At 62.7% G+C, this 23,925-nt stretch carries 15 protein-coding genes; 6 read left to right on the top strand and 9 right to left on the bottom strand.

Going from position 1 to position 23,925, the window contains the following annotated elements:
- Window positions 1-117 precede the first annotated feature (117 nt).
- A complete protein-coding gene (locus ACZ0BA_RS08610; RefSeq protein ID WP_463450872.1) occupies window positions 118-2,307 on the bottom strand; it encodes a TonB-dependent receptor in 2,190 nt (729 codons plus the stop codon).
- A gap of 123 nt (window positions 2,308-2,430) precedes the next feature.
- Here ACZ0BA_RS08610 and ACZ0BA_RS08605 point away from each other — a divergent pair, with 123 nt between their 5' ends.
- Window positions 2,431-3,600, top strand: coding sequence for a PepSY-associated TM helix domain-containing protein (locus tag ACZ0BA_RS08605; protein WP_463450871.1), 1,170 nt, complete (start codon window positions 2,431-2,433; stop codon window positions 3,598-3,600).
- Window positions 3,601-3,809: 209 nt separating this feature from the next.
- Here ACZ0BA_RS08605 and ACZ0BA_RS08600 read toward each other — a convergent pair whose 3' ends face one another.
- Entirely contained in the window at window positions 3,810-4,190 is a 381-nt protein-coding gene (locus ACZ0BA_RS08600; protein ID WP_463450870.1) for a hypothetical protein, read from the bottom strand.
- A gap of 234 nt (window positions 4,191-4,424) precedes the next feature.
- Window positions 4,425-6,107, bottom strand: coding sequence for an FAD-dependent oxidoreductase (locus ACZ0BA_RS08595; protein ID WP_463450869.1), 1,683 nt, complete (start codon window positions 6,105-6,107; stop codon window positions 4,425-4,427).
- Between the two features lie 205 nt (window positions 6,108-6,312).
- Here ACZ0BA_RS08595 and ACZ0BA_RS08590 point away from each other — a divergent pair, with 205 nt between their 5' ends.
- Window positions 6,313-9,480 carry a TonB-dependent receptor gene (locus tag ACZ0BA_RS08590; RefSeq protein ID WP_463450868.1) on the top strand — a complete coding sequence of 1,056 codons (3,168 nt, stop codon included), beginning with the start codon at window positions 6,313-6,315 and terminating at the stop codon, window positions 9,478-9,480.
- 53 nt (window positions 9,481-9,533) lie between these two features.
- A complete protein-coding gene (locus tag ACZ0BA_RS08585; protein WP_463450867.1) occupies window positions 9,534-10,523 on the top strand; it encodes a glycoside hydrolase family 43 protein in 990 nt (329 codons plus the stop codon).
- A gap of 16 nt (window positions 10,524-10,539) precedes the next feature.
- On the opposite strand, the gene ACZ0BA_RS08580 is transcribed toward ACZ0BA_RS08585, so the two are convergent.
- From ACZ0BA_RS08580 to ACZ0BA_RS08555, 6 genes are read right to left on the bottom strand one after another with little or no spacing between them, the layout of a single operon-like run.
- Window positions 10,540-11,928, bottom strand: coding sequence for an FGGY-family carbohydrate kinase (locus ACZ0BA_RS08580; RefSeq protein WP_463450866.1), 1,389 nt, complete (start codon window positions 11,926-11,928; stop codon window positions 10,540-10,542).
- Entirely contained in the window at window positions 11,925-12,944 is a 1,020-nt protein-coding gene (locus ACZ0BA_RS08575; RefSeq protein ID WP_463454728.1) for an ABC transporter permease, read from the bottom strand. The genes ACZ0BA_RS08580 and ACZ0BA_RS08575 overlap by 4 nt, the downstream gene beginning before the upstream one ends.
- A gap of 14 nt (window positions 12,945-12,958) precedes the next feature.
- Complete coding sequence (locus ACZ0BA_RS08570; protein WP_463450865.1) at window positions 12,959-13,960, bottom strand: ABC transporter permease; 1,002 nt, start codon at window positions 13,958-13,960, stop codon at window positions 12,959-12,961.
- Complete coding sequence (locus ACZ0BA_RS08565; protein WP_463450864.1) at window positions 13,957-15,480, bottom strand: sugar ABC transporter ATP-binding protein; 1,524 nt, start codon at window positions 15,478-15,480, stop codon at window positions 13,957-13,959. Before ACZ0BA_RS08565 ends, ACZ0BA_RS08570 begins: the two co-directional genes overlap by 4 nt.
- Window positions 15,481-15,491: 11 nt before the next feature.
- Window positions 15,492-16,505 (bottom strand): rhamnose ABC transporter substrate-binding protein, encoded by a 1,014-nt coding sequence (rhaS, locus tag ACZ0BA_RS08560; protein WP_463454727.1) that lies wholly within the window; start codon window positions 16,503-16,505, stop codon window positions 15,492-15,494.
- Window positions 16,496-17,362 (bottom strand): DeoR/GlpR family DNA-binding transcription regulator, encoded by an 867-nt coding sequence (locus ACZ0BA_RS08555; RefSeq protein WP_090318706.1) that lies wholly within the window; start codon window positions 17,360-17,362, stop codon window positions 16,496-16,498. The genes rhaS and ACZ0BA_RS08555 overlap by 10 nt, the downstream gene beginning before the upstream one ends.
- Before the next feature lie 334 nt (window positions 17,363-17,696).
- Between ACZ0BA_RS08555 and ACZ0BA_RS08550 the strand changes: the two genes are divergently transcribed.
- From ACZ0BA_RS08550 to ACZ0BA_RS08540, 3 genes are all read left to right on the top strand, one after another.
- Window positions 17,697-19,796, top strand: a complete 2,100-nt coding sequence (locus ACZ0BA_RS08550; RefSeq protein WP_463450863.1) for a bifunctional rhamnulose-1-phosphate aldolase/short-chain dehydrogenase — start codon at window positions 17,697-17,699, stop codon at window positions 19,794-19,796.
- Window positions 19,797-19,828: 32 nt separating this feature from the next.
- A complete protein-coding gene (rhaI, locus tag ACZ0BA_RS08545; RefSeq protein WP_463450862.1) occupies window positions 19,829-21,136 on the top strand; it encodes an L-rhamnose catabolism isomerase in 1,308 nt (435 codons plus the stop codon).
- Window positions 21,137-21,208: 72 nt separating this feature from the next.
- Window positions 21,209-23,920: a glycosyl hydrolase gene (locus tag ACZ0BA_RS08540; protein WP_463450861.1), complete on the top strand. Its 2,712-nt coding sequence runs from the start codon at window positions 21,209-21,211 to the stop codon at window positions 23,918-23,920.
- Window positions 23,921-23,925: the final 5 nt, after the last annotated feature.

Raw genomic sequence — 23,925 nt, 5'->3', positions numbered from 1 at the left:
TAGGGCGGATTAGCGATGCGCAATCCGCCAAGCTTCGCCACCAGTCACGTTTGAATCGGTAGCCCTTACGTGAGAGGAGCTGGCGCCGAGTAGTACGTTTGAGAGATAGCGATCACATCAAAAATCCACCGTCGCCGACAACACCGCCGTGCGCGGCGAACCAAGCACCAGATAGCCCGATCCCGGATAGCCGCCTGCCGACGCCCAGTAGTTTTTGTCGGCGACGTTGTCGATGCGCGCGCGGAAGGTGACTTTGCGATCCGCGATGGTGGCGACATAACTCGCACCGATGTCTAAACGGGTCCACGACGGCAGCTCCTGCGTATTGGCGCCATCCGCGTATTGCGATGACGTGTACAACGCGCGCGCATTCAGATTCAAACCACGCACGCCCGGCACATCCCACTCTGCGCCGATGTTTAGCTGCGTCTTCGGCACGCCGATCACGTCGTTGCCTTGATTGACGCCGCCTGCCGTGACGCGCTGTTCCGCGTCGAGCAAAGTCAAGCCACCCAACACACGCAGGCCGCGCGTCGGCACGCCGAACACGGTCATCTCCAGGCCACGGTTGCGCTGCTCGCCGAAGACGCCGAAGATCCTGTCCTGCACATACGCCGATGGCTGCTTGGTGCTGAAGACCGCCGCGCTGGCGCCCACCGTGCCGACATCGTACTTCACGCCGATTTCCTTCTGCTTCGATACGTAAGGCGCGAACGCCTGTCCGATATTGTCGACATCACCGGATGCCACCGGCCCTTGCTGCAGACCCTCGGTGTAATTCGCGTACAGCGACACCGCTTTCACAGGACGGTAAACGATGCCCGCCATCGGCGTGTTTTTGCTCTGGTCGTAATGTGAAATCGAGACGCCGGAATTGTAGTCGTAGCTGTCGGCCTTGATGTTCTGGCGGCGCACACCGACCGTCAACAGCACCTTATCGTCCAGCATCGACAACGTGTCCGCCAGCGCGTAGCTCGACAGGATGGACTTCGAGGTCAGTCTCGGGTTACTCATGTCGCCGCCCACGAAGTAGTCGGGGACGGGCGCGCTGACAGCGACCGGATTGAAGATGTTGGTCGCGAAGCCGGCGAAGTTACTGAACGCGTAGGCGTTGCGCGACTCCTGCCAGAAGCCGGACGCCGTCGCGCTCAGGCTATGGCCGATGGCGCCGGTGCGCAGCTTGGTGCGCACGCCGACCTCGCCGGTGCGCACGCTGTCGTGGCGCACGTTGTCGAAGCGGTAGGCGCTGGCCGCGCCGCCGGTGCTGCTGACGGTCGGTTCGGCGATGATGTTGGACTCGTCGCCGCTGCGCGCGCCCAAGGCGGCCCACGCCACCGTGTCCTTGGCCAGATCGACTTCGCCGCGCAAGGTGCCGAAGGTGTCGCGCTCCTTCGAGTGGGTCCACTTCTGCGCCCAGTTGCTGTCGGAGTCCGGCGCGGAGGGCAGGGCGATGCCCTGGTTGACGGTCACGCTCGGACGCGCGTCTTCCAGATTGTGGTTCTGATAGCCGACATCGGCCGACAGGCGGAACCCGCGTCCCTGGAAGTCGACACCGACCGAGGCCACCGACAGCTCGCGCTTCTCGCCGTCGATCGGCGTGTCGCCGTCGCGGCGCACCGCGTTGACGCGGATGCCGGTGTTGCCGTTCTCGCCGAAGCGGCGGCCGATATCGATTGCGCCGTAACCCTGGCCGCCGCTGTCCACGCCGACCGTCAACTGCGTCAGCGCGTTGTTGCTGGCGCGTTTGGGCAGCAGGTTAATCGAGCCGCCGACACCGCCGCCGCCGGGCGCCGCGCCGTTGATGAAGGAATTCGCGCCGCGCAGCACTTCCACCCGCTCGAGCAGCTCGGAAGCGACGAATTGGCGCGGCAGCAGCCCGAATAAGCCGTTGTAGGCCAGATCGTCCGAGTTGACCGGGAAGCCGCGAATCACGTACAGCTCCTGGTAGTTGCCGAAGCCGCGCGCCACGCGCACCGACGGATCGTTCTGCAGCACGTCGGCCACGCTGCGCGCCTGCTGGTCCTGGATCACGGCTTGCGTGAAGTTCAGCGTATTAAACGGCGTATCCATCATGTCCACATTACCCAGCAAACCCAGACGGCCGCCGCGCGCGATCTGGCCGCCGGCGTAGTCTTTGGTCAGGCCGTCGGCCGAAGCGTCCGCCGACGCGCTGACGACGACGGTCGGCATCTTGCCGTCAGCGCTGTCGACCGCTGGGGCCTGGGTTTGCGCGTTGGCGGCGGCGGCGCTGATCATCAGCATTGCGGCCAATGCGAGCGGGGAAAGCTTGAGATGTGGAGTGTGCATGTTTTATTTTTGGTAAGTAAATGAGAGCGATTCTCAATTATACCGCCGGAGACTCCTGTTTTGCTACTAAATGAGAGTGATTTGCATTATCATTGCAATTTCCGGTTTGCCGACTTACTTCAAATGACACCTGTTACCGTTCGCCGCTGGGCCTGGATTCATAAATGGAGCAGCCTGGTCTGCACCGTGTTCATGCTGCTGCTGTGCCTGACCGGCTTGCCGCTGATCTATCACCACGAAATCGACCACCTGCTGGGCAATGCCATCGAGGCGCCGAAGATGGCGCCGGATACGCCCAAGGCAGATCTGGATGCCGTCATCGCCGCCGGCAAGGCGCGCTATCCGAACAAGCTGGTGATGTATATGTCGCAGGAGGCCGACGAGCGCGAGATCTGGTATCTGACGATGGGCGACCATCCGACCGACGAAGCCTTCAAGTCGGTCGCCGTCGATGCCCGCACCGCCAAGGTGCTGGCCGAGCCGAGTTTCGAAGGCACCTTCCTGGGCGTGATGTTCCACCTGCACGTCGATCTGTACGCCGGCCTGTGGGGCAAATTGTTCCTCGGCTTCATGGGGTTGTTGCTGGTGGTGGCGCTCATTTCCGGCGTCGTGCTGTACGCGCCGTTCATGCGCAAACTGGAATTCGGCGAGGTGCGGCGCCAGCGCGGCCCGCGCGTCAAATGGCTCGACCTGCACAATATGCTGGGCATCGTCACGCTGACGTGGGCGCTGGTGGTGGGCGCCACCGGCATGATCAACACTTGGGCCGATCTGCTGGTCAAGTACTGGCAATCTACCGAAATGGCCGAGATGACCGCGCCCTACAAGAATCTGGCGTTGCCGAGCAAGCTGGGTTCGATGCAGAAAGCGATGGACAACGCCGTCGCCGCCGAACCGGGCATGCAAGTGGCCTTTGTGGCGTTCCCGGGCACCGCGTTCTCGAGCCCGCATCACTACGGCATCTTCATGCATGGCAATGAGGCGCTGACGTCGCGCCTTTACAAACCGGTGCTGATCGATGCGCAAACCAGCGAGATTACCGATCGCCGCAAACTGCCTTGGTATCTGACGGCGCTGCTGGTGTCGCAGCCGTTGCACTTCGGCGACTACGGTGGCGCGTGGATGCAGTTCCTGTGGGCGATGCTCGATATCGCCACCATCTTTGTGCTCGGCAGCGGTGTGTATCTGTGGTTGAAGCGTGGGGTGCAGGCCAAGGCACCGGCCCGCAACGACCAGGATGTCGGCGCGGACCGGCAGGCGCCTGCCTACGCGACCGAAGGGGATGCGCGATGAGCGGCGCGGCCAATCGTCAAGCCCGGCGTGTCCGTCGTCCTTTCGTGCACATGTGGGGAGCGCCGATCATGCTGGCGATACTGACGGCGATCGGTTTGATCTCGGCGTTGCTAGGCGACGGCGTGTGGGATTACGTATCCGCCGTCGCACTTGGGGTACCGACCGTCGCTTGCGCTTGGTACGGTTTACGCCGCTAAGTTGCCGGCTCGCTAGCTGGACAGATTTTTCAACCCAGGTTGCCGTTGGTCCGTTAGCAGCGGCAACAGCTGCATGGTCAGCTCGTTGAGATCCGACCCGCCGCGCTCGCGGATCTTGTTCACCTGCGCGACGATCTGGTCGTTCGCCAGCGTGTACTCGACGGTTTTAAGCATCTCAATGCGGTTGCGTATTTGCCGCAAATCGTCCACCGCCTTGGGCTCGGCGGTCAGTGATGTTTCCTCCACGATCGCCAGCAACACCTCGGTGATCAAACCGAGCTGTTTGCCGTACGACGCAACGTCGCTAAAGGCTTTCTCTTCAATTGCCGCGTTGCCTGCACCGGGGGTAATCCAGTGTGAGAACCACGTCAGATCGGGGTCGATCTGTTGCATTACTCCTCCGCTCCAGGGGAAGTAAAATTGTGGCGACCAGGTCCAGAATGAATATGGCGATGTCATCGCTGACTCCTTGACTGTAAGTTTTAGTCAGGGGTTAGACAAGGCTCATCAGTTAAGTTCAACCTATATAAGTGTTGATTGATGTGAGCGAGGAGCCCTCGTCATCGCGGCGAAGAAACAGTTGCGTTGGCCGAAAGGAATTAGTGATAGTCCGTCACACGCCGGCGTTCACTTGACCGACTGCTCAAGTTCCTGCCGGGCCAGAAACGCATGGATCTGCGACACCACGGCGGCGCCTTCGCCGACGGCGGCGGCCACCCGCTTGGTCGAGTTGGCGCGCACGTCGCCGATCGCGAACACGCCCGGCACGCTGGTCTCCAGGCTGGCCTGCCTGCTGTCGAGCGAGCATCCCGGCGCGTCGTAGCCTGTCAGGATAAAGCCCTTGGCGTCGACCTCCACGCCGCAGTCGCCCAGCCAGCCGGTGTTGGGATCTGCGCCGATGAACAGGAACAGGCGACGTACGTCATAGTCGGTTTCGACCTCGTCGCGATTGTCGCGCACCCGTACCTGGCGCAATCCATCCTCGCCGCCGCCTTCCAGGGCGACGATCTCCGAATGCGTGTGCAGCACGATGTTGGGCGTCGCCTCGATGCGTTCGATCAGATAGCTCGACATCGTCGCCGCCAGGCTGTCCCTACGTATCAACATATGCACCCGCGACGCGAAACCGGACAGGAACACCGCCGCCTGGCCGGCCGAATTGCCGCCGCCGACGAGGATGACTTCCTCGCTGGCGCACAGCTTGGCCTCCAGCGGCGAGGCCCAGTAGTAGACGCCTTTGCCCTCGAACTGCGTCAGGTTGGCCAGGGAAGGGCGGCGGTAGCGCGCCCCGCACGACAGCACCACTGTGCGCGCCTGCAGCCGTTGCAGGCTGCCGCACATTTCCACCTGCAGCGGATAGGCGTCGCACACCAGCCGTCCGGCCGGCGCCGGTATCGCCAGTTCGACGCCGAATTTGCGCGACTGTACGTAGGCGCGGCCGGCCAGCGCGCGGCCTGAAATCCCGGTCGGGAAGCCCAGGTAATTTTCAATGCGCGCGCTGGCCGCGGCCTGGCCACCGTAAGCGCGCGTTTCCAGCGCCAGCACGGACAAGCCCTCGGAGGCCGCATACACAGCCGTCGCCAGCCCGGCCGGTCCGGCGCCGACCACGATCACGTCCCACACCTGGTTGGAGTTCAACTCCGGCAGCGTGCCCAGACAGCGCCCAAGTTCGACCGTCGTCGGGTTTTTCCGCACGCTGCCGTCCGGGCACACCACCATCGGCATGTCCTCCGGCAGCGGGTGATAATGTTCGCACAGCGCGCGCGCCTGTTCGTCGGCCTGCGGGTCGAGCAGCTTGTTGGGTATGCCATTGCTGTTCAACCAGCCCTGTAGCGCGTGCACGCGCGGATGGCCGGCTGTTGCGATCAGTACCACGCCGCTGGCGCCGTTGTCCATCAGTTCGACGCGCCGCAATATGAAGGCGCGCACGATTTTCTCGCCCAGCTCCGCCTCCGCCACCAGCAGCGCGCGCAGCGACTGCGTGGTCAGCACCAGCACTTCGACGGCGCCGATCGCGTGGCCGTTGACCAGCGACGGCGCGTTCGAGAGCTGGCTCATCTCGCCGGCGAATTCGCCCGGCAGATGTTCGGTGATCACCGAGGTATTTCCCAGTCCGTCATAGCGGCTGATGCGGATTTTCCCGTTCAATAAAACGAACATGCCGAAGGTGCTGCGGCCGGCCTCGAACAGCATCTCGCCGTCGCGGTAGCAGGCGCGCGCGCCGAAGCGCTCGATGCGACGGATCTCGGAGGCGTCGAGTTTGGGAAGCGCCTGGCCGGCGCGCGATTTAAAGGTGTCGTAGGTCGTCATGGTCACAGTCTAACGCGAATAAATGCTGCACTGCCAGATTCTAAAGGTAGAGCGGTCGGTGATCATCATTGTGATTCTTTGAGCGGGCGATGATTTTTATGCGCAAGCGACTACTAGAATGCGCTCACAAGCTGATCAAAAACACCGGCCGGATACAAGGCCGAGACGACGGGAGACCAAAGTGAGCACAGTAATGAACGCGGTAGTGAAAGCAGCAAACAAACATTCGAAGCAGGCCGGCAGCCGTACCACCCAGCGTGTCATCGTAGCGGCGGTGGCGTCGGCGGTCGCCTCCCTCCTGGCCAGTAACGCGGCGCTGGCGCAGTCGAACGAGCCGGCCGCTTCCACCTCGCAGCCGGCGGCCGTGCCGCGCGCGCCGGACGACGCCGCGCCCGCCGTCGTCACCGTGGTCGGCACCCGCAAGTCGGTGGCGTCGGCGATCGACCGCAAGATCCGCAACTCGACCGTCTCCGACTCCCTTGTGGCCGAGGACATCAACCAGTTCCCGGACAAGAACGTCGGCGAGGCGCTGTCGCGCATCACCGGCGTGCAGCTCACGCGCGACTTCGGCGAAGGCTCGCAGATCTCGATTCGCGGCGTGGAGCCAAACCTGAACCGGGTCGAGGTCAACGGCATGTCGGTGCTGGGCACCAACGGAGGCGCCGGTCGTGGCGCCGAGCTGCGCGAATTGGCCTCCGAATTGATCTCCTCGATCGACGTATACAAGGGCAGCACCGCCGACCTGACCGAGGGTGGCGTCGGCGGCACCGTAGTGATCACCACCCGCAAGCCGCTCGATTTCAAGAAGTTCACCATCGCCAGCACCTTGTCGGGCGAGCAGTCGTCCAGCCGTGGCGGCGTGCAGCCGCGCGCCAGCCTGCTGATCGCCGACCAGTTCCTCGACGGCCGACTCGGGGTGATGGCCAACGTGGTGTACGACGACGTCCGCACACGCAACGACTACACGCGCAACACCAGCTGGCGCTTCCTGCGCGACTGGGACTTTTCGCCCGAGAAGACCGTCACTTCGCTTGATCCGACGGTGGCCGGCATATCGGAAGCGTCCGGCTGCGCGTCGACCGCCTTGACGCCGGCCCAGCGCACCGCCTGCAGCTCGCAGTGGTACGACTATTCGCCGGGCGTGCCGCGTTACGGCATCTGGACCCGCGACCATAAGCGATCGTCGGCCGAACTGACGGCGCAGTACAAATTCAGCAACGAGCTGAAAGCTTACGTGACCTACCAGGGCAACAAGCAGGACCAACGCCTCAACGATCGCAACTTCGGCACCGATTTCGCGGCGGTCAACCGCTTGGCCAACGCTGGCGTCGCGCCGACCTACAACGCCTCGGGTGTGCCCTCCGGGGGCAGTTGCGTCGCCGCGCCGACCAATGCCACGCCGGCAGGGATGACCGTCACCAACCACTATGTCACCGACTACACCGTCGGCAATTGCACCTACGTGGCTGGAAGCGGCGCGCAGGGCGCCTTCAGCACCTCGGCGCGCGACTTCGACCTGAAGATCGATTCGCGCTACGTGAGCACGGGCTTCACCTACAAGAACGGACCATTGGAGGTCGAGGGCTTGGGCGGCACGTCCCGCTCGAACTACCACAACGAGACCAACAGCATTGTGTTGACCCAGAACGCGCCAGGCCTGAAGGTCTCGCTCGACAACCAGGGCATGCCGCACTTCACCTTCCCGCAAGGTTATTCGCCCGACGACAGCAGCTCCTATGTACGCGCCGAGCTGCAATACCGGCCCTACGAAACCAAAAACGACGAAGACCAGGCCAAGCTGGATTTAAAGTACCGTCTGTCGACGCCATTCTTCAGCAAGGTATGGTTCGGCGTCCAGGCGCGCAAGGCCTCGGCGCAACAGTACAAAGGCGACCCCTATAAGCTCAGTAGCGGCGCCGATCTGGTTAGCACGGCGGACGACATCAATGTCGGCGGGGCCAATGCGAATCAGACGCTGACCTACGATCCGAACAACAAGACGGGCGTGATTCGCCCTCCCGATATCTTCAGTCCCGTCAACGCGCCCACTTCAAGCGGCTACCTGAGCGCCGCCCAGATGGCGCAGTTGGTCGACGCCGTGCGCGGTCGCTCTCCAGGTACGTTCTTCGGTGGCTACGACAAGGTTAGCAATATCCCGAGTGGGTGGCTCGCGCCGGTCTACAGCCAGGCGACGCAGTTCTTCAACCCCGCCGGGTTCAACTTCGATACCATTTACAACGGCTTGGGTACCGACGGCAACATGCACCCGCAAGTGCCGGTATATCGGGTCGAAGAGCGTATCAAGTCGGCCTATCTGCGCGTCGACTTCGACACCGAACTGTATGACCACCAGATCTGGGGGAACGTCGGCGTGCGCTATACCGGCACGCGCGACAAGTCCACCGGCTCGCAGACCTACGGTGTGCGCCTCGCTAACCCAAGCAGCGGAAGCGGCTATTCCGACTACCTATACGGCACCAGCATCGCCTCGGTCGAGAATACGTATCACGACTATCTGCCTAGCCTGAACGTCATGGGCTGGGTGGTTCCGGACAAGTTCATGGTGCGATTCGGATTGTCCAAGGTGATGTCGCGACCAAGTGTCGACCTGCTGGTGCCGAATGCCCGCTGCATCCGTAACAGCGGCCTGGCGGTCTTCGGCGGCGACGGCGACGATGATTGCACTGCAGGTAATCCAGATCTGAAGCCATTCCGAGCCAAGAACACTGATTTGAGCTTCGAATACTATCCAAGCGCCGACAGCCAGGTCAGCGTGGGTTTGTTCAAGAAGGACATCGACAGCTATATCCTGGAGAAGCAGATCGTCAAAGGCGTGGACCTGTTTAAGGACGGTGAACGGTTCGACGTCACGCAAGCGATCAACGGCAAGGGTGCTACCACCAAGGGCGTCGAATTGACGGCACGCACAGCCTTCACCTTCCTGCCCGGCTGGTTGGGTGGCTTCGGCGGCGACGCCAACTACACCCGCATGACATACAAATACGCGCCGGGGACGGAGCGCCTGAACATCCTGGATGGCACCGTGCTGCCGTATGCGGGACTGTCGAAAAATAGCTACAACGTCGCCCTGTGGTATGACCTGGGCAAGGTCAACGCCCGTCTCGCCTACAACTATCGCGACCGTTTTTACACCGGCAGTAACGACGTTTCGGGCAACCCGAACTTCCAGGAGAAGACCGGTTTCCTCGACGCCAAGTTCCAATATCGCTACAATGACAACATCACCTTCTCCATCGAAGGTAAGAACTTGACGGACCAGGCGCAGACCACCGACGCCGGCGATACGTTCCGCGTGAACGAGTTGGCATGGTCTGGACGTCGTTACTTTGTCAGTGTGTCGTTTAAAAATTAAGGGCATCCATGGCGCAAGCGTTTATTGCGCGCGGACTGAAAACGGCGGCCTGCATGGCCGCTGTTTTTTCGTTCGTGCTCGTCGCATCGGCGGCGGAACCGGTATTCAACAACCCGCTCGTCAAACAGCGGGCCGACCCACAGGTAGCGCTGCACAGCGACGGCTATTACTACTTCACGGCCACGGCGCCCGAATACGACCGCATCGAACTGCGGCGCGCGCGCTCGCTCAACGAGCTTGGCGCTGCAGAGACCAAGGTGGTGTGGCGCAAGCACGCCAGCGGCATCATGGGCGCGCACATCTGGGCGCCGGAGATGCACTACATCGACGGCAAGTGGTATATCTACTTCACGGCCGGCGCCGCCGACAAGATTTGGGATATTCGTCTCTACGTGCTGGAAAATAGCTCGCCCAATCCGCTGGAAGGCGAATGGAAAGAGCTGGGGCAGCTCAAAACTGGCTGGGAGTCGTTCTCGCTGGACGCCACCACGTTCGCGCTGGACGGCAAGCGCTACTTGCTGTGGACGCAGGTTGCTCAGGAATCGAAGGCGCATGCCACCAATATCTACATCGCCGCGATGGATACACCATCATCGATCAAAGGCCCGGCGGTGCTGTTGACGAAACCCGAGTATGACTGGGAGAAGGTCAAGTACGCGGTCAACGAGGCGCCCGCGGCGCTGGTGAAAAACGGCCGGGTGTTTGTCAGCTACTCGGCCAGCGCGACCGATGCCAATTACGCCTTGGGTTTGTTGACGGCGCCGGTGGGAGGCGATCTACTCAAGCCAGGCACGTGGAGCAAATCGGCCAAGCCGGTGTTTGTCAGCAGCGAAGCGAATGGACAGTATGGGCCGGGCCACAACTCGTTTACGACTACGCCCGATGGCAAGACCGATATCCTGGTCTACCACGCGCGTAACTACCGCGACATCGTCGGCGATCCGCTGAACGATCCAAACCGCCACACGCGCGCGCAGGTTCTGCACTGGAACGCGGACGGCAGTCCCGATTTCGGCGTGCCGGTAGCCGATCAGCGTAATTGACGAGGTAAATACGACGTTATGCGGCCGCCGCCACGACGGATAACCACCGCCGGCGGTATTCGCCCCACCCATCGATCCGCAGCGCCTCCGCCGTCGCACTCCGAACCGGCGGCGCGCTGCCCCAGTGGTGCAGCATCCATCCTCCGCACGTGGTGCCGCTGGTGTCGTCCGTGCTGGTGATCTGCTGGTTCGGACGCAAAGCCGCCAACAACGGCGCGAACCAGGGATTGCCGGTATAGCTGCCCTCGACGACCACCGCGCCGTCCACACCCAATTGCTGCAGACAGTAGTCGCTCATCAAAACGCAATACAGCGTGGCGAGCGCGTAACGCTGCCTGTTGTCCTGCGGCGCCAACCCGATAATCTGCCCGGTGCGTCCCGCGAACGGACCACCCGCCTGCGAATAGCACGGCAGCGCCATCGTTTGCCGTTCGATCAGCAAGCGCAAATCCTCAACGCCGCACACCTCCAGATCCGCGCCGGCCAGTTCCCCGAACTCGCGACCTCCCATGAACCGCATGCACGCCACGGCCTGACCCATCGCGTTGCTGTTGGCGAGCATGTCGTCCCCCTCGCACAGCCCATCCAGCGGCTTGCCCGGCGCGGCGGCGATCACCCAGGTACCGGTGGACAGCACTGCCGGCGTATCGCCTTGGCCGTCATCCGCACGCTCGAAATGCCGCAGCAGCGACGCATTGCTGTCGTGGATGCCGCACAAAACCCTGCACCCGGCCGGCAAACCGGTCTGCCGCGCCAGTTCCGCTTTTATAAAACCAAGCGGCGCCCAAGCCGGCTGCAGCGGCGGAAACAGGTCGCTCCATCCCATGCGCTCGACCAGCGATGAATACTGCTGGCTGGCGGGCTGCCACAAATCGGTGTGACAACCGAGCGATGTGACCTCGCTTGCCGCCACACCGCTCAAACGCCATGCCCAATACTGCGGATACATGAGGATGTGTCGGGCGCGGCAGAATTCCTCAGGGAAGGTCTGCGCCTGCCACGCCAGTTGCCTGCCGAGATTCAGGCCGGCCGGCAGTTCGGGCGAATACGTCGTGGAATAGGGCGGGCGCTGGCCCGCATAGTGCGCATCCTGCCCGGCGGGCATCTCGAACTCGTAGTCCAGAACCGGAAGCACCAGCCCATCGTCATCGACCAGCGCCGCCGTGGCCCCGTGGGTTACGCTGACGATCGCGCCGACCCGCGCCAGCGCGGAAAATTGCTGCATCCCGTCCAGCATCCAGGCCCAGATGCGATCCGTATCATGGTGCGGATACGGCGCGCCTTTGCGTATGGTATTCGGACTGCGGCGCTCCGCCAGCACCGCACCATCGACATCGATCAGCACCAGCTTGACGTTGGTCTTGCCGATATCGAGGACGATGGTCGCTTCGCGCGGCGAGGTCATTTGGCGGTCCTGCGACCGCGCAGCAGCCGTGGCAGGGCGATGGTCGCAAGCAGCAGAATGCCGACCACGATGGTCATGTAGATGCCTGGAATATTGGCCAGCGACAGACCGTAAGTGACGGTGCCCAGCGTCAGAACCGCGAGCATCACGCCGCCGATGGTGCCGGCGCCGCCCGCGATGCTGACGCCGCCCAGGATCACCATCGTGATCACTTCCAGCTCCCAGCCCATGGCGATGTTCGGACGGGTGCTGCCGATACGTCCCGTCAGCAGGTAGGCGGCCAGTCCGGCCATGGCGCCGGTCAGCATGAACAACACCAGCCGATAGCGGTCGACGGCGATACCGGAGAAGCGCGCCGCGACCGGATTGTTACCGATGGCGTAGATGCGCCGGCCCCAGGTCGTCGCGTGCAGCACGAAAGCGAAAAGCGCCGCGAACAGCAGCAGGATCACGAACTCGCGCGGAATGAATCCGAAGAAGTAGCCCTGGCCCCAATCGGCCATCACCTGCGGATAACCGGTGAACGCCTTATCGCCCAGCACCACGCTGGCCAGGCCCCGGAACAGCGACACGGTGCCGATGGTGACGACGATAGACGGCAGGCGAAAGCGCGTGACCATGATGCCATTGAGCCAGCCGCAGGCTGTGCCGGCGGCAAGTGCGATCGGCAGCAGCAGTTCCGGCGCCACACCGTTGGCGTGCGCCAGGCCGATGGCGACCGACGACAGCGCGAGGATGCCGGAAACAGAGATGTCGATCTCACGGCAGATGATCAACAATGCCATCGGCAGCGCGATCAGCGCTTTTTCGCTGAAGTTGAAGGTGCCGTCGGCCAGGTTGTACAGGTCGAGGAAGTGCGGCAGCATGATGGCGTTGGCCGCGAAGGCGGCCACCAGCAGCAGCGCAAGCAGGCTTTCCCAGCGGCCAAGCAGAGCGCCCAAGCGGAAGCCGGGACGGTCTGCGATGATGTAGCGCGAGGAGCCGGCCGTTTCAGGAGCGGTGGCGGAATTGGACATCACGGTACTCGTATTCACGCAGCGCTCCCGGTTGCGTTGGATTTATTCAGGTGCAGCGGCAGGATCTGCCGGCCGATAGGTCTGCCGCCACGGGCGTTGATCAGCACCGCCGTCAGGATCACGACGCCGGTCAGCGCGCTTTGCCAGAAGGGCGACACCTTCACCACCGGCAGTGCGTTGCCGATCACGGCGAGGAACAAGCCGCCCAGTACCGCGCCGGCCACGCTGCCGCTGCCGCCGGCAATGCTGATGCCGCCGATGACGCACGCCGCGATGACGGTAAATTCAAAGCCGTATGCGATCTCGGTGTAGGCGACGGCGTAGCGCGCCACCCAAAGGTAGCCGCACAAGCCGGCCATGGCGCCGGACAGGCCGTAGGTCCACATCAAACGGCTGGCAATGGGGATGCCGACATAGCGCGCGGAGAACGGCTCGTTGCCGATGGCGTAAAGATCACGGCCGAAGCGGCTGTGCTTTGCGACATACCACGCGGCCAGCACCGTCAACGCGGCAATCCACACCAGATGCGTCACACCGAACAGGCGCGCCAGCGGGAAGGCGACAAAGTCGGCAGGCATCTGGTGCGACGACACCCAGGCGCCGCCGGAGAGCACGAACACCAGGCCACGATAGACGCTCATGGTGCCCAGCGTGACGACGATGGGCGCCAAATCCAGGTAGCCGATCAGGTAACCGTTGATCAAACCAAGCAGCAGCCCGATGGCCACTGCGGCCAGCATCACCAGCGGCAGCGGCAGCTCGGGGAAGCGCGACGCCAGCAGCGCCGACATCATCCCCGCCAGCGCCAGGCTGGAGGCAACCGACAGATCGACCCCGCGCGTGACGATCACCAGCATCTGCGTCAACGCCAGCATGATCAGCAAGGTGCTGTCGGTGAGCAGATTGGCCAGGCTCGAACCGGTGACAAACACCGGTGCGCGCGTGCCCACCAATATAATCAGTGCGACGGTGCACAGCGCGAGTTGAACTTCGCGCATTTTCAGCAGCGCCTTCATACGCATTCCTCCACTGGCAGCGCGCAGCCCGAGGCCGCGGCCACGATATTTTCCGGCGTGGCGTCCGCGCGGTTATAAGTATGCTCGATACGGCCTTGATGCATCACGACGATGCGGTCGGCCAGCCCCATGACCTCCGGCAGTTCCGACGACACCAGTATTACCGACAGGCCCTTGCTCACCAACTCGCCGATGAAGCGGTGCACGGCGGCCTTGGAGCCGATGTCGATGCCCTTGGTCGGTTCGTCCAGGATGATCACTTTTGGATTGGTCGCCAGCCATTTTCCCAACACGACCTTCTGTTGATTCCCGCCCGAGAGCTCGGAGACGTTTTGCGTCAGGTGCGCCGCCTTCAATTCCAGCTGCTCGGCGTAGTGTCGCGCGATGGCGGTTTCCTGTGCCCGGCGTCCACGTAGGAAGAAGCCGACCCTGGACAATATCGGCAGCGTGATGTTTTGCATGATGGGTAGCGACAGATGCGCGCCCTGATGTTGTCGGTCTTCCGGCACATAGGCGATGCCATGTTTGATGGCGTCGGCCGCGCAACCCACGCAGATCTCCTTGCCATCCAGCCTGATGGTGCCACGCGCGGCGGTGCTCAGGCCAAAGATGGCGTGCATGACTTCCGAGCGCCCGGCGCCAACCAGGCCATAGAAGCCGAGGATTTCACCGCGCCGCAACGAGAAGCTGACATCGTCGAATTCGGTCGGATGGCAGAGGTTTTTCACCTCCAGCAGCACCTCGCCCGGCGTCACATCCGCTTTCGGGTAGGCTTGCTTCACGGTGCGGCCGACCATCAAGGCAACCAGCTCCGCTTCGGTGACGTCTGCAATCGCGCCCTCGGCGATGAACTGGCCGTCGCGCAGCACCGTGTAGCGGTCGGCGACCGCGAAGATCTCGTCGAATTTGTGGGTGATGAAGATGATCGCCGTGCCGGCCGCGCGCAGCTGGCCGATGATGCGATACAGCTCGTGGATCTCACGCTGCGACAGCGAGGCCGTCGGCTCGTCCAGGATCACCACCCGGGCGTCCTGCGACAGCGCGCGGGCGATTTCGACGAAGTGGCGCTGGGCCACGCTCAAGTCCTTGACGCGCGCGCGCACCGGCAGGTTCACCTCGAGCCGCGCAAACAGCTTTTCCGCCTCGGCCTCGATTGTCCGCCAGTCGATGCGCCCGGAGGCGCCCTTGCAAGGCTGGCGGCCGACATAGATATTCTCCGCCACGGTCAGCTCGTCGAACATCACGGTTTCCTGGTGCACGGCCGTGACGCCCGCGCGCATGGCATCCTGCGCGTTGGCGAACTTGATCGGTTGGCCGGCCAGCTCGATCGAGCCTTCGTCCGGACGATAGATACCGGTCAGGGTTTTGACCAACGTCGATTTGCCGGCGCCATTCTCTCCGATCAGCGCCATGACTTCACCCGCGCGCACCGACAGCGCCACGTTGTTCAACGCGACGATGCCGGCAAAGCGCTTGCAGATCCCGGTCAATTGCAGGACCGGGGTTGTATTGATATTCATAGGACTCCAGCTCAGAAGATCTTGGAGAACTTGTCGACGTTCCCTTTGTCGTAGGTGAATGGCGGCGCCATCGCGCCTTCACCGTTGGCGTCCAATGCGATACTGCCCATGCGGCCGGCCGATACGCTGCCTCCCGGTTTGGCGGTTGGCTGGCCTTTCACGAAGTCGTACGCGGCGTAAGTGGCGGCGTAACCGAGGTCGATCGGGTTCCAGATCGCGAACTCGCGCACCGCGCCGCTCTTGACATGGCCCGCCATCTCGGACGGCAATCCTAAGCCGGTGACGAACACCTTGCCGACCAGGTTTTCATCGACCACCGCCTTGCTGGCGGCGTTGATGCCAACCGTGGTCGGAGCGATGATCGCCTTCAGGTTTGGATTGCTGCGCAACAGGCCGATCGCCTCGCGGTAGCTCTTGTCCGACTGGTCGTCGCCGTAGACGGTGGCAACCAGTTTCATGTTGCTGAACTCTGGCTTCTGCAGCGTCTTCTTCATCACGCCTATCCAGATATTCTGGTTGGTCGCCTGCGCCGACGCCGACAGGATCGCGATCTCGCCTTTGCCGCCGATGGCATCGGACGCCATCTGGATCTGCTTCAAGCCGATCAAATCCGCGTTTGAAGGATTGAGCTGCATCAAGCGGCCTTCCGGCGCCAGACCGCTGTCGAAGGAAATGACCTTGATCCCGCGCGCCATGGCCTTTTTGGTGATCGGCACCAGCGCGTTCGGATCGTTGGCCGAGATAACGATGGCGTCGACCTTCTGGCTGATCAGCGAGTTGATGATTTCGATCTGGCCCTCGGCGCTAGGCGTGGTCGGGCCGGTGTAGATGATCTCCACGTTTTTCAGCTCTTTGGCCGCATCCTTGGCGCCGGTGTGGGCGGCGTCGAAGAAGCCGTTGCCCAGGCTTTTGACGACCATGGCGATGCGCATGTTCTCATTTTTTTTCTCGCCGCAGCCGGCGATGGCCGTGAGCAGGCCGGCGGCAACGGCCGCCAATACGATCTTCCTGCGCTTCAATGCGATACCTCCGATTGATACATCGCGGCCGACTGGTAGTCGAACGGTGGATTGAACTGGCTGGCATTGTGCTGGGCGGGGATCGCTTCCGGTTCCACGGTCACCACGCGCACGCCGGACTGCTCGAGCAGCTGCACCGCCGAATCGGAGGCGTAGGTGTCGGTGATGACGGTTGATACGCGATTCAAGCCGCACAGGATCAGGCCCGCCTTCTTGGCGAACTTGGAGCTGTCGACCAAAACGATCAGTTCCTCGGCTTGCGAGATCAGGCGCTTCTCGGCCTGGATCAGCAGCGGGTCGGCTTCCATCAGGCCAAGCAGCGAGAGGCCGTAGACGCTCATGAACATCTTGGCGGCGTAGTGGTGCTGGGTGATGTCGTTATCGAAGGGGCTGAGGATGACGTTCTGCTCGCGATAGACTTTGCCGCCGGGGACAATGATCTCGTTCTCGCTCGATACCAGCAGGCGTTCGGCCATCAGGAAGGAATTGGTGAGGATCTTGAGGTGCTGGTCGACCAGGAATTCGGCCATCATGAAGGTGGTCGTGCCGCCGTTGATGATGATCGTTTCGCCTTCGGTGCACATGCCGGCGGCATGGCGGGCGATGGCGCGTTTGCGCTCGGCGTAGCACTGGATATTGTGCTGGAAGGTCTCGCTGGTGAGGGTGAAACTGCGTTTTTTCTGCTCCAGGTTCGCGGCGCCGCCACGGGTGCGGGTGAGCAGACTTCGAGCGGCGAGCCAGCTGATATCGCGGCGGACCGTCGCTGGGGAGGCGCTGAGCCAGTCGACCAATTGCGGCACGCTGGCCGTATTATGTTCGGCGAGCAACTTCAGCAAACGTTTACGGCGCTTGTGATTTACCATTCCTGTCTCCTTTTATTCGTCACTACTACCGTCGCTGCCACAGTTTTCTGGGGGACCGATCCGGTGTGTGACTTTATTAATTACTAAGACTAAACATTTCAAAATCGTCCGTCAATCATTAGTCGATCAAATCTTTGATTGTTTCGATACCGATTTCGCGATCCAATCACCTATTGATCATCGATATGATTATTTCCTACTTGGTCACCAACTTGAGCGCTTGCGCATTGACACCCATGCGCCGCTGATTTCTACTGGTTACAGTTGCCAAAAGCGGCATGGAATGTATGAAACGCAAAGACGAAACGCACAATCAAATAACGGAGATCAGTAAATGAATGTAACCCAGCAGCAAGCCCCGATCACTTCTTTGTGGGACGACAAAGCTGCGGCAGCCATGAGCGAGCCGGAGCTGTTGCTATACCGTTCGAACCTGCTCGGTTCGGACCTGCGTATCACGAATTTCGGCGGCGGCAATACGTCGGCCAAGGTGATGATGGCCGATCCGCTGAGCGGCGAGCAGGTGGAGGTGCTGTGGGTGAAGGGCTCCGGCGGCGACCTTGGCAGCATCAAGCTTGACGGTTTTTCGACGCTGTACATGGATAAGCTCAACGCCTTGAAAGGGCGCTATCGCGGCCTGGCGCTGGAAGACGAGATGGTCGCCTATCTGCCGCATTGCACGTTTAATCTGAACCCGCGCGCAGCAAGCATCGACACGCCGCTGCACGCGTACATCGCCCGCAAGCACGTCGACCATATGCACCCGGACGCGGTGATCGCCATCGCCGCCTGCGCCGGCAGCCAGGCGCTCACGCAAAAAATCTTCGAGGGCGAACTGGGATGGCTGCCATGGCAGCGTCCAGGCTATGACCTTGGCCTGAAGCTGGAGGAAGTATCGAAGGCGCAGCCCAACCTGAAGGGCATCATCCTCGAAGGCCACGGCCTGTTCACCTGGGGCGACACCGCCAAGTCCTGCTACGAGACCACGCTGGCGATCATCAAACGCGCAGAGGAATGGCTGGCCGCGAACTCGAAGCAGCCATCGTTCGGCGGCCAGGCGATCGAGCCACTGCCGTCCGAGCAGCGCAGCGCCCTGGCGGCCAAATTGATGCCGCTGCTGCGCGGTAAAATCAGCCGCGACGAATACAAACTCGGTCACTTCGACGACAGCGCGGCCGTGCTGGAATTCGTCTGCAGCCGCGACCTGCAGCCGCTGGCCGCCCTCGGCACCTCGTGCCCGGACCACTTCCTGCGTACCAAAATCCGTCCGTTCGTGATCGACTTCGATCCGCTCAAGCCGGACTTCGACAAGCTGGTTGCCGGTCTCGATCAGGCACTGGAAGAATACCGCGCCGGCTATGTGGCCTACTACGAGCGCTGCAAGCACGATAACAGCCCGGCCGTGCGCGACGCCAACCCGATCATCTACTTGATTCCCGGCGTCGGCATGCTGTCGTTCGCCAAGGACAAGGCCACCGCGCGCATCGCCGGCGAGTTCTATGTCAACGCAATCAACGTGATGCGCGGCGCGAACGGTGTGGACACCTATGTCGGCCTGCCGGAGCAGGAAGCCTTCGACATCGAATACTGGCTGCTGGAAGAAGCGAAGCTGCAGCGCATGCCCAAGCCGAAAAGCCTGGCCGGCCGCATCGCGCTGGTCACCGGCGGCGCCGGCGGCATCGGCCAGGCGGTCGCCAAACAGCTGCTGCAGGAAGGCGCTTGCGTGATGTTGACGGATATCGATCCGGAGGCGCTGTCGCAGGCGCACGCGGATCTGGTGAAGTCGGCCGGTAAGGACAGCGTCGGCAGCATCGTCGCCAACATCACCAGCGAAGAAGCGGTGGAAAGCGTGCTGCAGGCGGCGGCGCTGCGTTTCGGCGGCGTCGATCTGCTGATCTCCAACGCAGGCATCGCCTCGTCGGCGCCGCTGGAAGACACCACGCTGGAAATCTGGCAGCGCAACCAGGACATCCTGGTGACCGGCTACTTCCTGGCCAGCCGCGCCGCCTTCCGCATCATGAAGCAGCAGGGGCTGGGCGGCAGCATGGTCTTCGTCGCCAGCAAAAACGGCCTGGTGGCATCGGCCGGCGCGTCGGCTTACTGCACAGCCAAGGCGGCGGAAATCCACCTCGCGCGCTGCATCGCGCTGGAAGGCGCGCCGCATGGCATCCGCGTCAACGTCGTCAATCCGGACGCCGTCATCCGCGGCTCGCGCATCTGGGACGGAAAGTGGAAGCAGGAACGCGCCCAGTCGAATAAAATCGAGGCCGACGACGTCGAGAAGTTCTACCGTGACCGCAGCATGCTGAAACTGAGCGTTCTGCCGGAAGACATCGCCGAAGCGGTGTACTTCCTGGCGAGCGACAAGGCTGGCAAGAGCACCGGTAATATCCTCAACGTCGATGCCGGCAACGCTGGCGCATTCACGCGCTAAGCAGTCACTATAAAAATAACGAAGGAGACCTAATGACTTCCACAGCAAGTACGATCATCGACAGCGGCCGCGTGGCCGAACATAACGCCAAGCTGCGCGCCAATCTGGACGAGGACTATGCGGCGCTGGGCGGCATGCTGGCCCGCCGTGGCCAGGACATCGAAAAACTGACCGCGCAGGCGCAGAAGTTTGCAGTGGCCTTGCCAAGTTGGGGCGCCGGCACCGGCGGCACGCGCTTTGCCCGTTTTCCGGGCAAAGGCGAGCCGCGCAACGTGGTCGAAAAGCTCGAGGATTGCGCGGTCATTCATCAACTGACTTGCGCCACCCCCGGCGTGTCGCTGCACTTCCCGTGGGATAAAACCTCGGACCCGTCGGCGCTTCGCCAGCAGGCCGAGAGCCATGGCCTGTACTTCGACGCCGTCAACTCCAACACCTTCCAGGACCAGGTGGGTCAGGAGCACACCTATAAATACGGCAGCATGACGGCGCACAGCGCCGCCACGCGCGCCCAGGCGGTCGAACACAATATCGAATGTATCGAATTGGGCCGGGCGCTGGGATCGAAGGCGTTGACGGTGTGGGTGGGCGATGGCGCCAACTTCCCGGGCCAGCACAATCTGCGCGGTGCGCTGGAGCGTTATCTGGACAGCGCGCGCGGCATCTACGCCGCGCTGCCGGCCGACTGGAACATGTTCATCGAGCATAAGTTGTTCGAACCGGCGTTTTACGCCACCACCATCGCCGACTGGGGCACCAGCTTCGCTTGCGCACAAACCCTGGGCGAGAAGGCCAAATGCCTGGTCGACCTGGGCCACCATGCGCCAAACACCAACATCGAGATGATCGTCGCGCGGCTAGCGCAGTTCGGCAAGCTGGGTGGCTTCCACTTCAACGACAGTAAGTACGGCGACGACGATCTGGATTCGGGCAGCATCAATCCATTCCAGCTGTTCCTGGTCTTCAACGAGCTGGCCGATGCGGCCGAACGCGAAGGCGCCTCGTTCGCGCCGGCCTACATGCTGGACCAGTCGCACAACGTGACCGATCCGATTGAAAGCCTGATGAACAGCGCGGTCGAGGTGCAGCGCGCTTTCGTCCAGGCCAATCTGGTGGACCGTGCGGCCCTGCGCCAGTACCAGGAAGCCAACGACGCACTGCAGTCGGCGCAAACGCTCAAGCACGCATACCGCACCGACGTCAGTGCGATTCTGGCCATGGCGCGTCTGCGTTCGGGTGGCGCGATCGATCCGGTGGCGTTCTATCGGTCCAGCGGATATCGCAGCCAGGCGGCGGAACGCCGGCCGGCCAAGGCGGGTGCCAGCAGCAGCGGTATCGTCTAAGCGGTGGCCCCGACAATCAAGGGGCCGCGCGATCAGCGCCGCCCGACTACACGTGCCATCACTGCGGCATGTTTGTCGACGTTGCTGTACGCCGGCGTTGGCGTGGCCGCAGCGCAGGGCGGGACGCCTGGGCCGGTGCTGTCCGACCGTCTCGCCGACGTCGCTGCACGCCTGGCCAATCCACCGGCGGACGCCCGTCCCATGGTGCGGTGGTGGTGGTTCGGCCCGGCGGTCGTGCAGTCGGAGCTGGAGCGCGAACTGCTGGCGATGAAGGCCGGCGGCTTTGGCGGTGTCGAGATTCAGCCGGTGTATCCGATGGAACTCGACGACCCGGCGCGCGGCATTCGCAACGTTCCCTATCTGTCGGCGGAATTCCTCGATTCGGTCAGCTTCGTCAATCGCAAGGCGCGCGCCGAAGGCATGCGCGTCGATATGACGTTGGCCAGCGGTTGGCCGTATGGCGGCCCCAATGTTCCGGTCACGGAATCGGCCGGACGTTTGCGGGTCGCCGTCGCGGAAGTGGCGCCCGGCGCTGGCAGTGTCGCACTACCGGCCATCATGAGCGGGGAAAAACTTCTGGCGGCCTTCGTCGGCGCGGGCAACGCCAAACAGTATGACGCCGCCGCGCTCAAGCTGACGCAGCTGCCCGACGCTGCAGCCCCCGGACGCGCGGTGGTGGCGCCCGTGGCCGATGCGCGCGTGATGGTGTTCTACATCGCCAGCCGCACCGGCCAGCAGGTCAAGCGCGCGGCGCTGGGCGCTGAAGGTTTTGTGCTGGACCATCTGAGCCGCAAGGCTATCGATCATCATCTGAACACCGTCGCCGAGCCGCTGCTCAAGGCATTTGGCGACCAGCCGCCTTACGCGGTGTTCTCGGACAGTCTGGAAGTCTACGGCACCGACTGGACCGACGACTTTCTCGACGAGTTCCAGCACCGGCGCGGCTATGACCTCAAGCCGCACCTGCCGGCGATCTACAGCGGCACCGGGCCGGATGCGGGTGCGTTGCGCCACGACTGGGTGCAAACGCAGACGGAATTGGTCAACGAGCGTTATCTGACGCCGGTCAACGATTGGGCAAAGGCGCACAAGACGCAGTTCCGCTCCCAGACTTATGGCGAGCCGGCGGTCTCCATGTCCAGCAACCGCCTGGTCGCGCTGCCGGAGGGCGAAGGGCCGCAATTCCGCACCTTCTCGTTCACCCGGCTGGCGACATCGGCGGGGCACCTATATAACAAGCCGGTGATCTCGGCCGAGACGTGGACCTGGCTGCACTCGCCGGCGTTCAGCGCGACGCCGCTGGATATGAAGGCCGAAGCCGACCGCATGCTGCTTCAGGGTGTGAACCTGTTTGTCGGTCATGGCTGGCCTTACACACCGCCTGGGGCGCCGGAACCCGGTTACTCCTTCTACGCGGCGGCCGTGTTCAACGATCACCAGCCCTGGTGGAACGTCATGCCGGACGTGACGGCGTACCTGACCCGTACCAGCTATCTGCTGCGACAGGGACGTCCGGCGAACGATGTCGCCGTGCTGCTGCCGAATGACGACGTGTATGCGTCAATGTCACCGGGTAAAGTCTCGCTGTCGGCCGAGATGCACAAACACGTCACCCCGGAATTGACGGAGCAGATCCTCGATGCCGGTCACAATCTCGATTATGTCGACGCCGAATCGATACTCGCGCTAGGCATCAGTCATCCGGTGCTGGTCATGCCGCATGTGACGCGGCTGTCCCCGGAAGTGATGGCCAAGCTGGCGAACTACGTACGTGACGGCGGCAAAATCATCGTCGTCGGTGGTTTGCCATCGATGGCGCCTGGTTATGCGGACGCGCAGCGCATCACGTCGCAAGTGGTGCTGGCTTCCGGGGCTTTGCACGCCAAGGCCGGCGTAACGCTGGTGGCGGATGACGCGGCGGTCGGCGCGGCGCTCGCCAAGGCGCTGACGCCGGATCTGAAGCTGGCGTCGCAGTCTGCAGATGTCGGTTTTATCCACCGCAAGCTGGCCGATGGCGATATCTACTTCATTGCCAACACCGGCAACCACGAAGTTCGGACCACTGCAAAGCTGAGAGCTACCCGCAAATCCGCATCGTGGTGGAATCCGCACGATGGCACCACCAGCGCCGCCCAGGTGACGCCGCTGCTGGAGCTGGTTCTTGCACCATACGAGTCGCGGATACTGGTTCTGAGCGACCGCGAGGCCGCAGGTCCGGCCGCGGTTCCGAAAACATCGGCTGTTCTATTGGATCTGAGTCGTGACTGGCAGGTGCGGTTCCCTGGCACGCAACCGCAATCGATGCCGCAACTGCGCTCGTGGACCGACGATACATCCACGCGATTTTTCTCCGGCATCGCCGTCTACAGCAAGGACGTGGAGCTTGGCGCCTTACAGCTGAAGGGCGCGGTCATCCGCCTGGATTTCGGCAAAGGCACGCCATTGGACACCACGCCCAAGGTCCCTGCCGGTATGCGCGCGATGATCGATGGCCCGATACGCGAGGCGGCGGAGGTCTTCGTCAACGGACAGCGCGCGGGTTCGGTATGGCATCCGCCTTATGAGCTGGACGTCACCAGTCAGCTGCGGGTGGGGGTCAACAAGATCGAGGTCAAAGTCGCCAATCTGTCGCTTAACGCGCTGGCGGGTCAGGAGCGTCCGGACTACCGGCTGCTCTCGGCACGCTATGGCCAGCGCTTCGTGCCGCAGGATACGCATTTGATCGTCGCTACGCCATCCGGCATGCTGGGCCCCGTGCGACTGCTGACGCAACCCAAACAATGAGAACC

The organism is Duganella sp. AC917, assembly GCF_979258245.1.
Note: the sequence above shows the minus strand (reverse complement) of the source record. Positions and strands in the feature narration are given on the sequence as shown.

Excerpts from the sequence above, each read along its gene's own strand:
- ACZ0BA_RS08610 (WP_463450872.1), bottom strand. The coding sequence starts at position 2,307 with ATGCACACTCCACATCTCAAGCTTTCCCCGCTCGCATTGGCCGCAATG.
- ACZ0BA_RS08600 (WP_463450870.1), bottom strand. The coding sequence starts at position 4,190 with ATGCAACAGATCGACCCCGATCTGACGTGGTTCTCACACTGGATTACC.
- ACZ0BA_RS08565 (WP_463450864.1), bottom strand. The coding sequence starts at position 15,480 with ATGAATATCAATACAACCCCGGTCCTGCAATTGACCGGGATCTGCAAG.
- ACZ0BA_RS08580 (WP_463450866.1), bottom strand. The coding sequence starts at position 11,928 with ATGACCTCGCCGCGCGAAGCGACCATCGTCCTCGATATCGGCAAGACC.
- ACZ0BA_RS08605 (WP_463450871.1), top strand. The coding sequence starts at position 2,431 with ATGACACCTGTTACCGTTCGCCGCTGGGCCTGGATTCATAAATGGAGC.
- ACZ0BA_RS08570 (WP_463450865.1), bottom strand. The coding sequence starts at position 13,960 with ATGAAGGCGCTGCTGAAAATGCGCGAAGTTCAACTCGCGCTGTGCACC.
- ACZ0BA_RS08585 (WP_463450867.1), top strand. The coding sequence starts at position 9,534 with ATGGCCGCTGTTTTTTCGTTCGTGCTCGTCGCATCGGCGGCGGAACCG.
- rhaI (WP_463450862.1), top strand. The coding sequence starts at position 19,829 with ATGACTTCCACAGCAAGTACGATCATCGACAGCGGCCGCGTGGCCGAA.
- ACZ0BA_RS08555 (WP_090318706.1), bottom strand. The coding sequence starts at position 17,362 with ATGGTAAATCACAAGCGCCGTAAACGTTTGCTGAAGTTGCTCGCCGAA.
- ACZ0BA_RS08575 (WP_463454728.1), bottom strand. The coding sequence starts at position 12,944 with ATGTCCAATTCCGCCACCGCTCCTGAAACGGCCGGCTCCTCGCGCTAC.
- ACZ0BA_RS08595 (WP_463450869.1), bottom strand. The coding sequence starts at position 6,107 with ATGACGACCTACGACACCTTTAAATCGCGCGCCGGCCAGGCGCTTCCC.
- ACZ0BA_RS08550 (WP_463450863.1), top strand. The coding sequence starts at position 17,697 with ATGAATGTAACCCAGCAGCAAGCCCCGATCACTTCTTTGTGGGACGAC.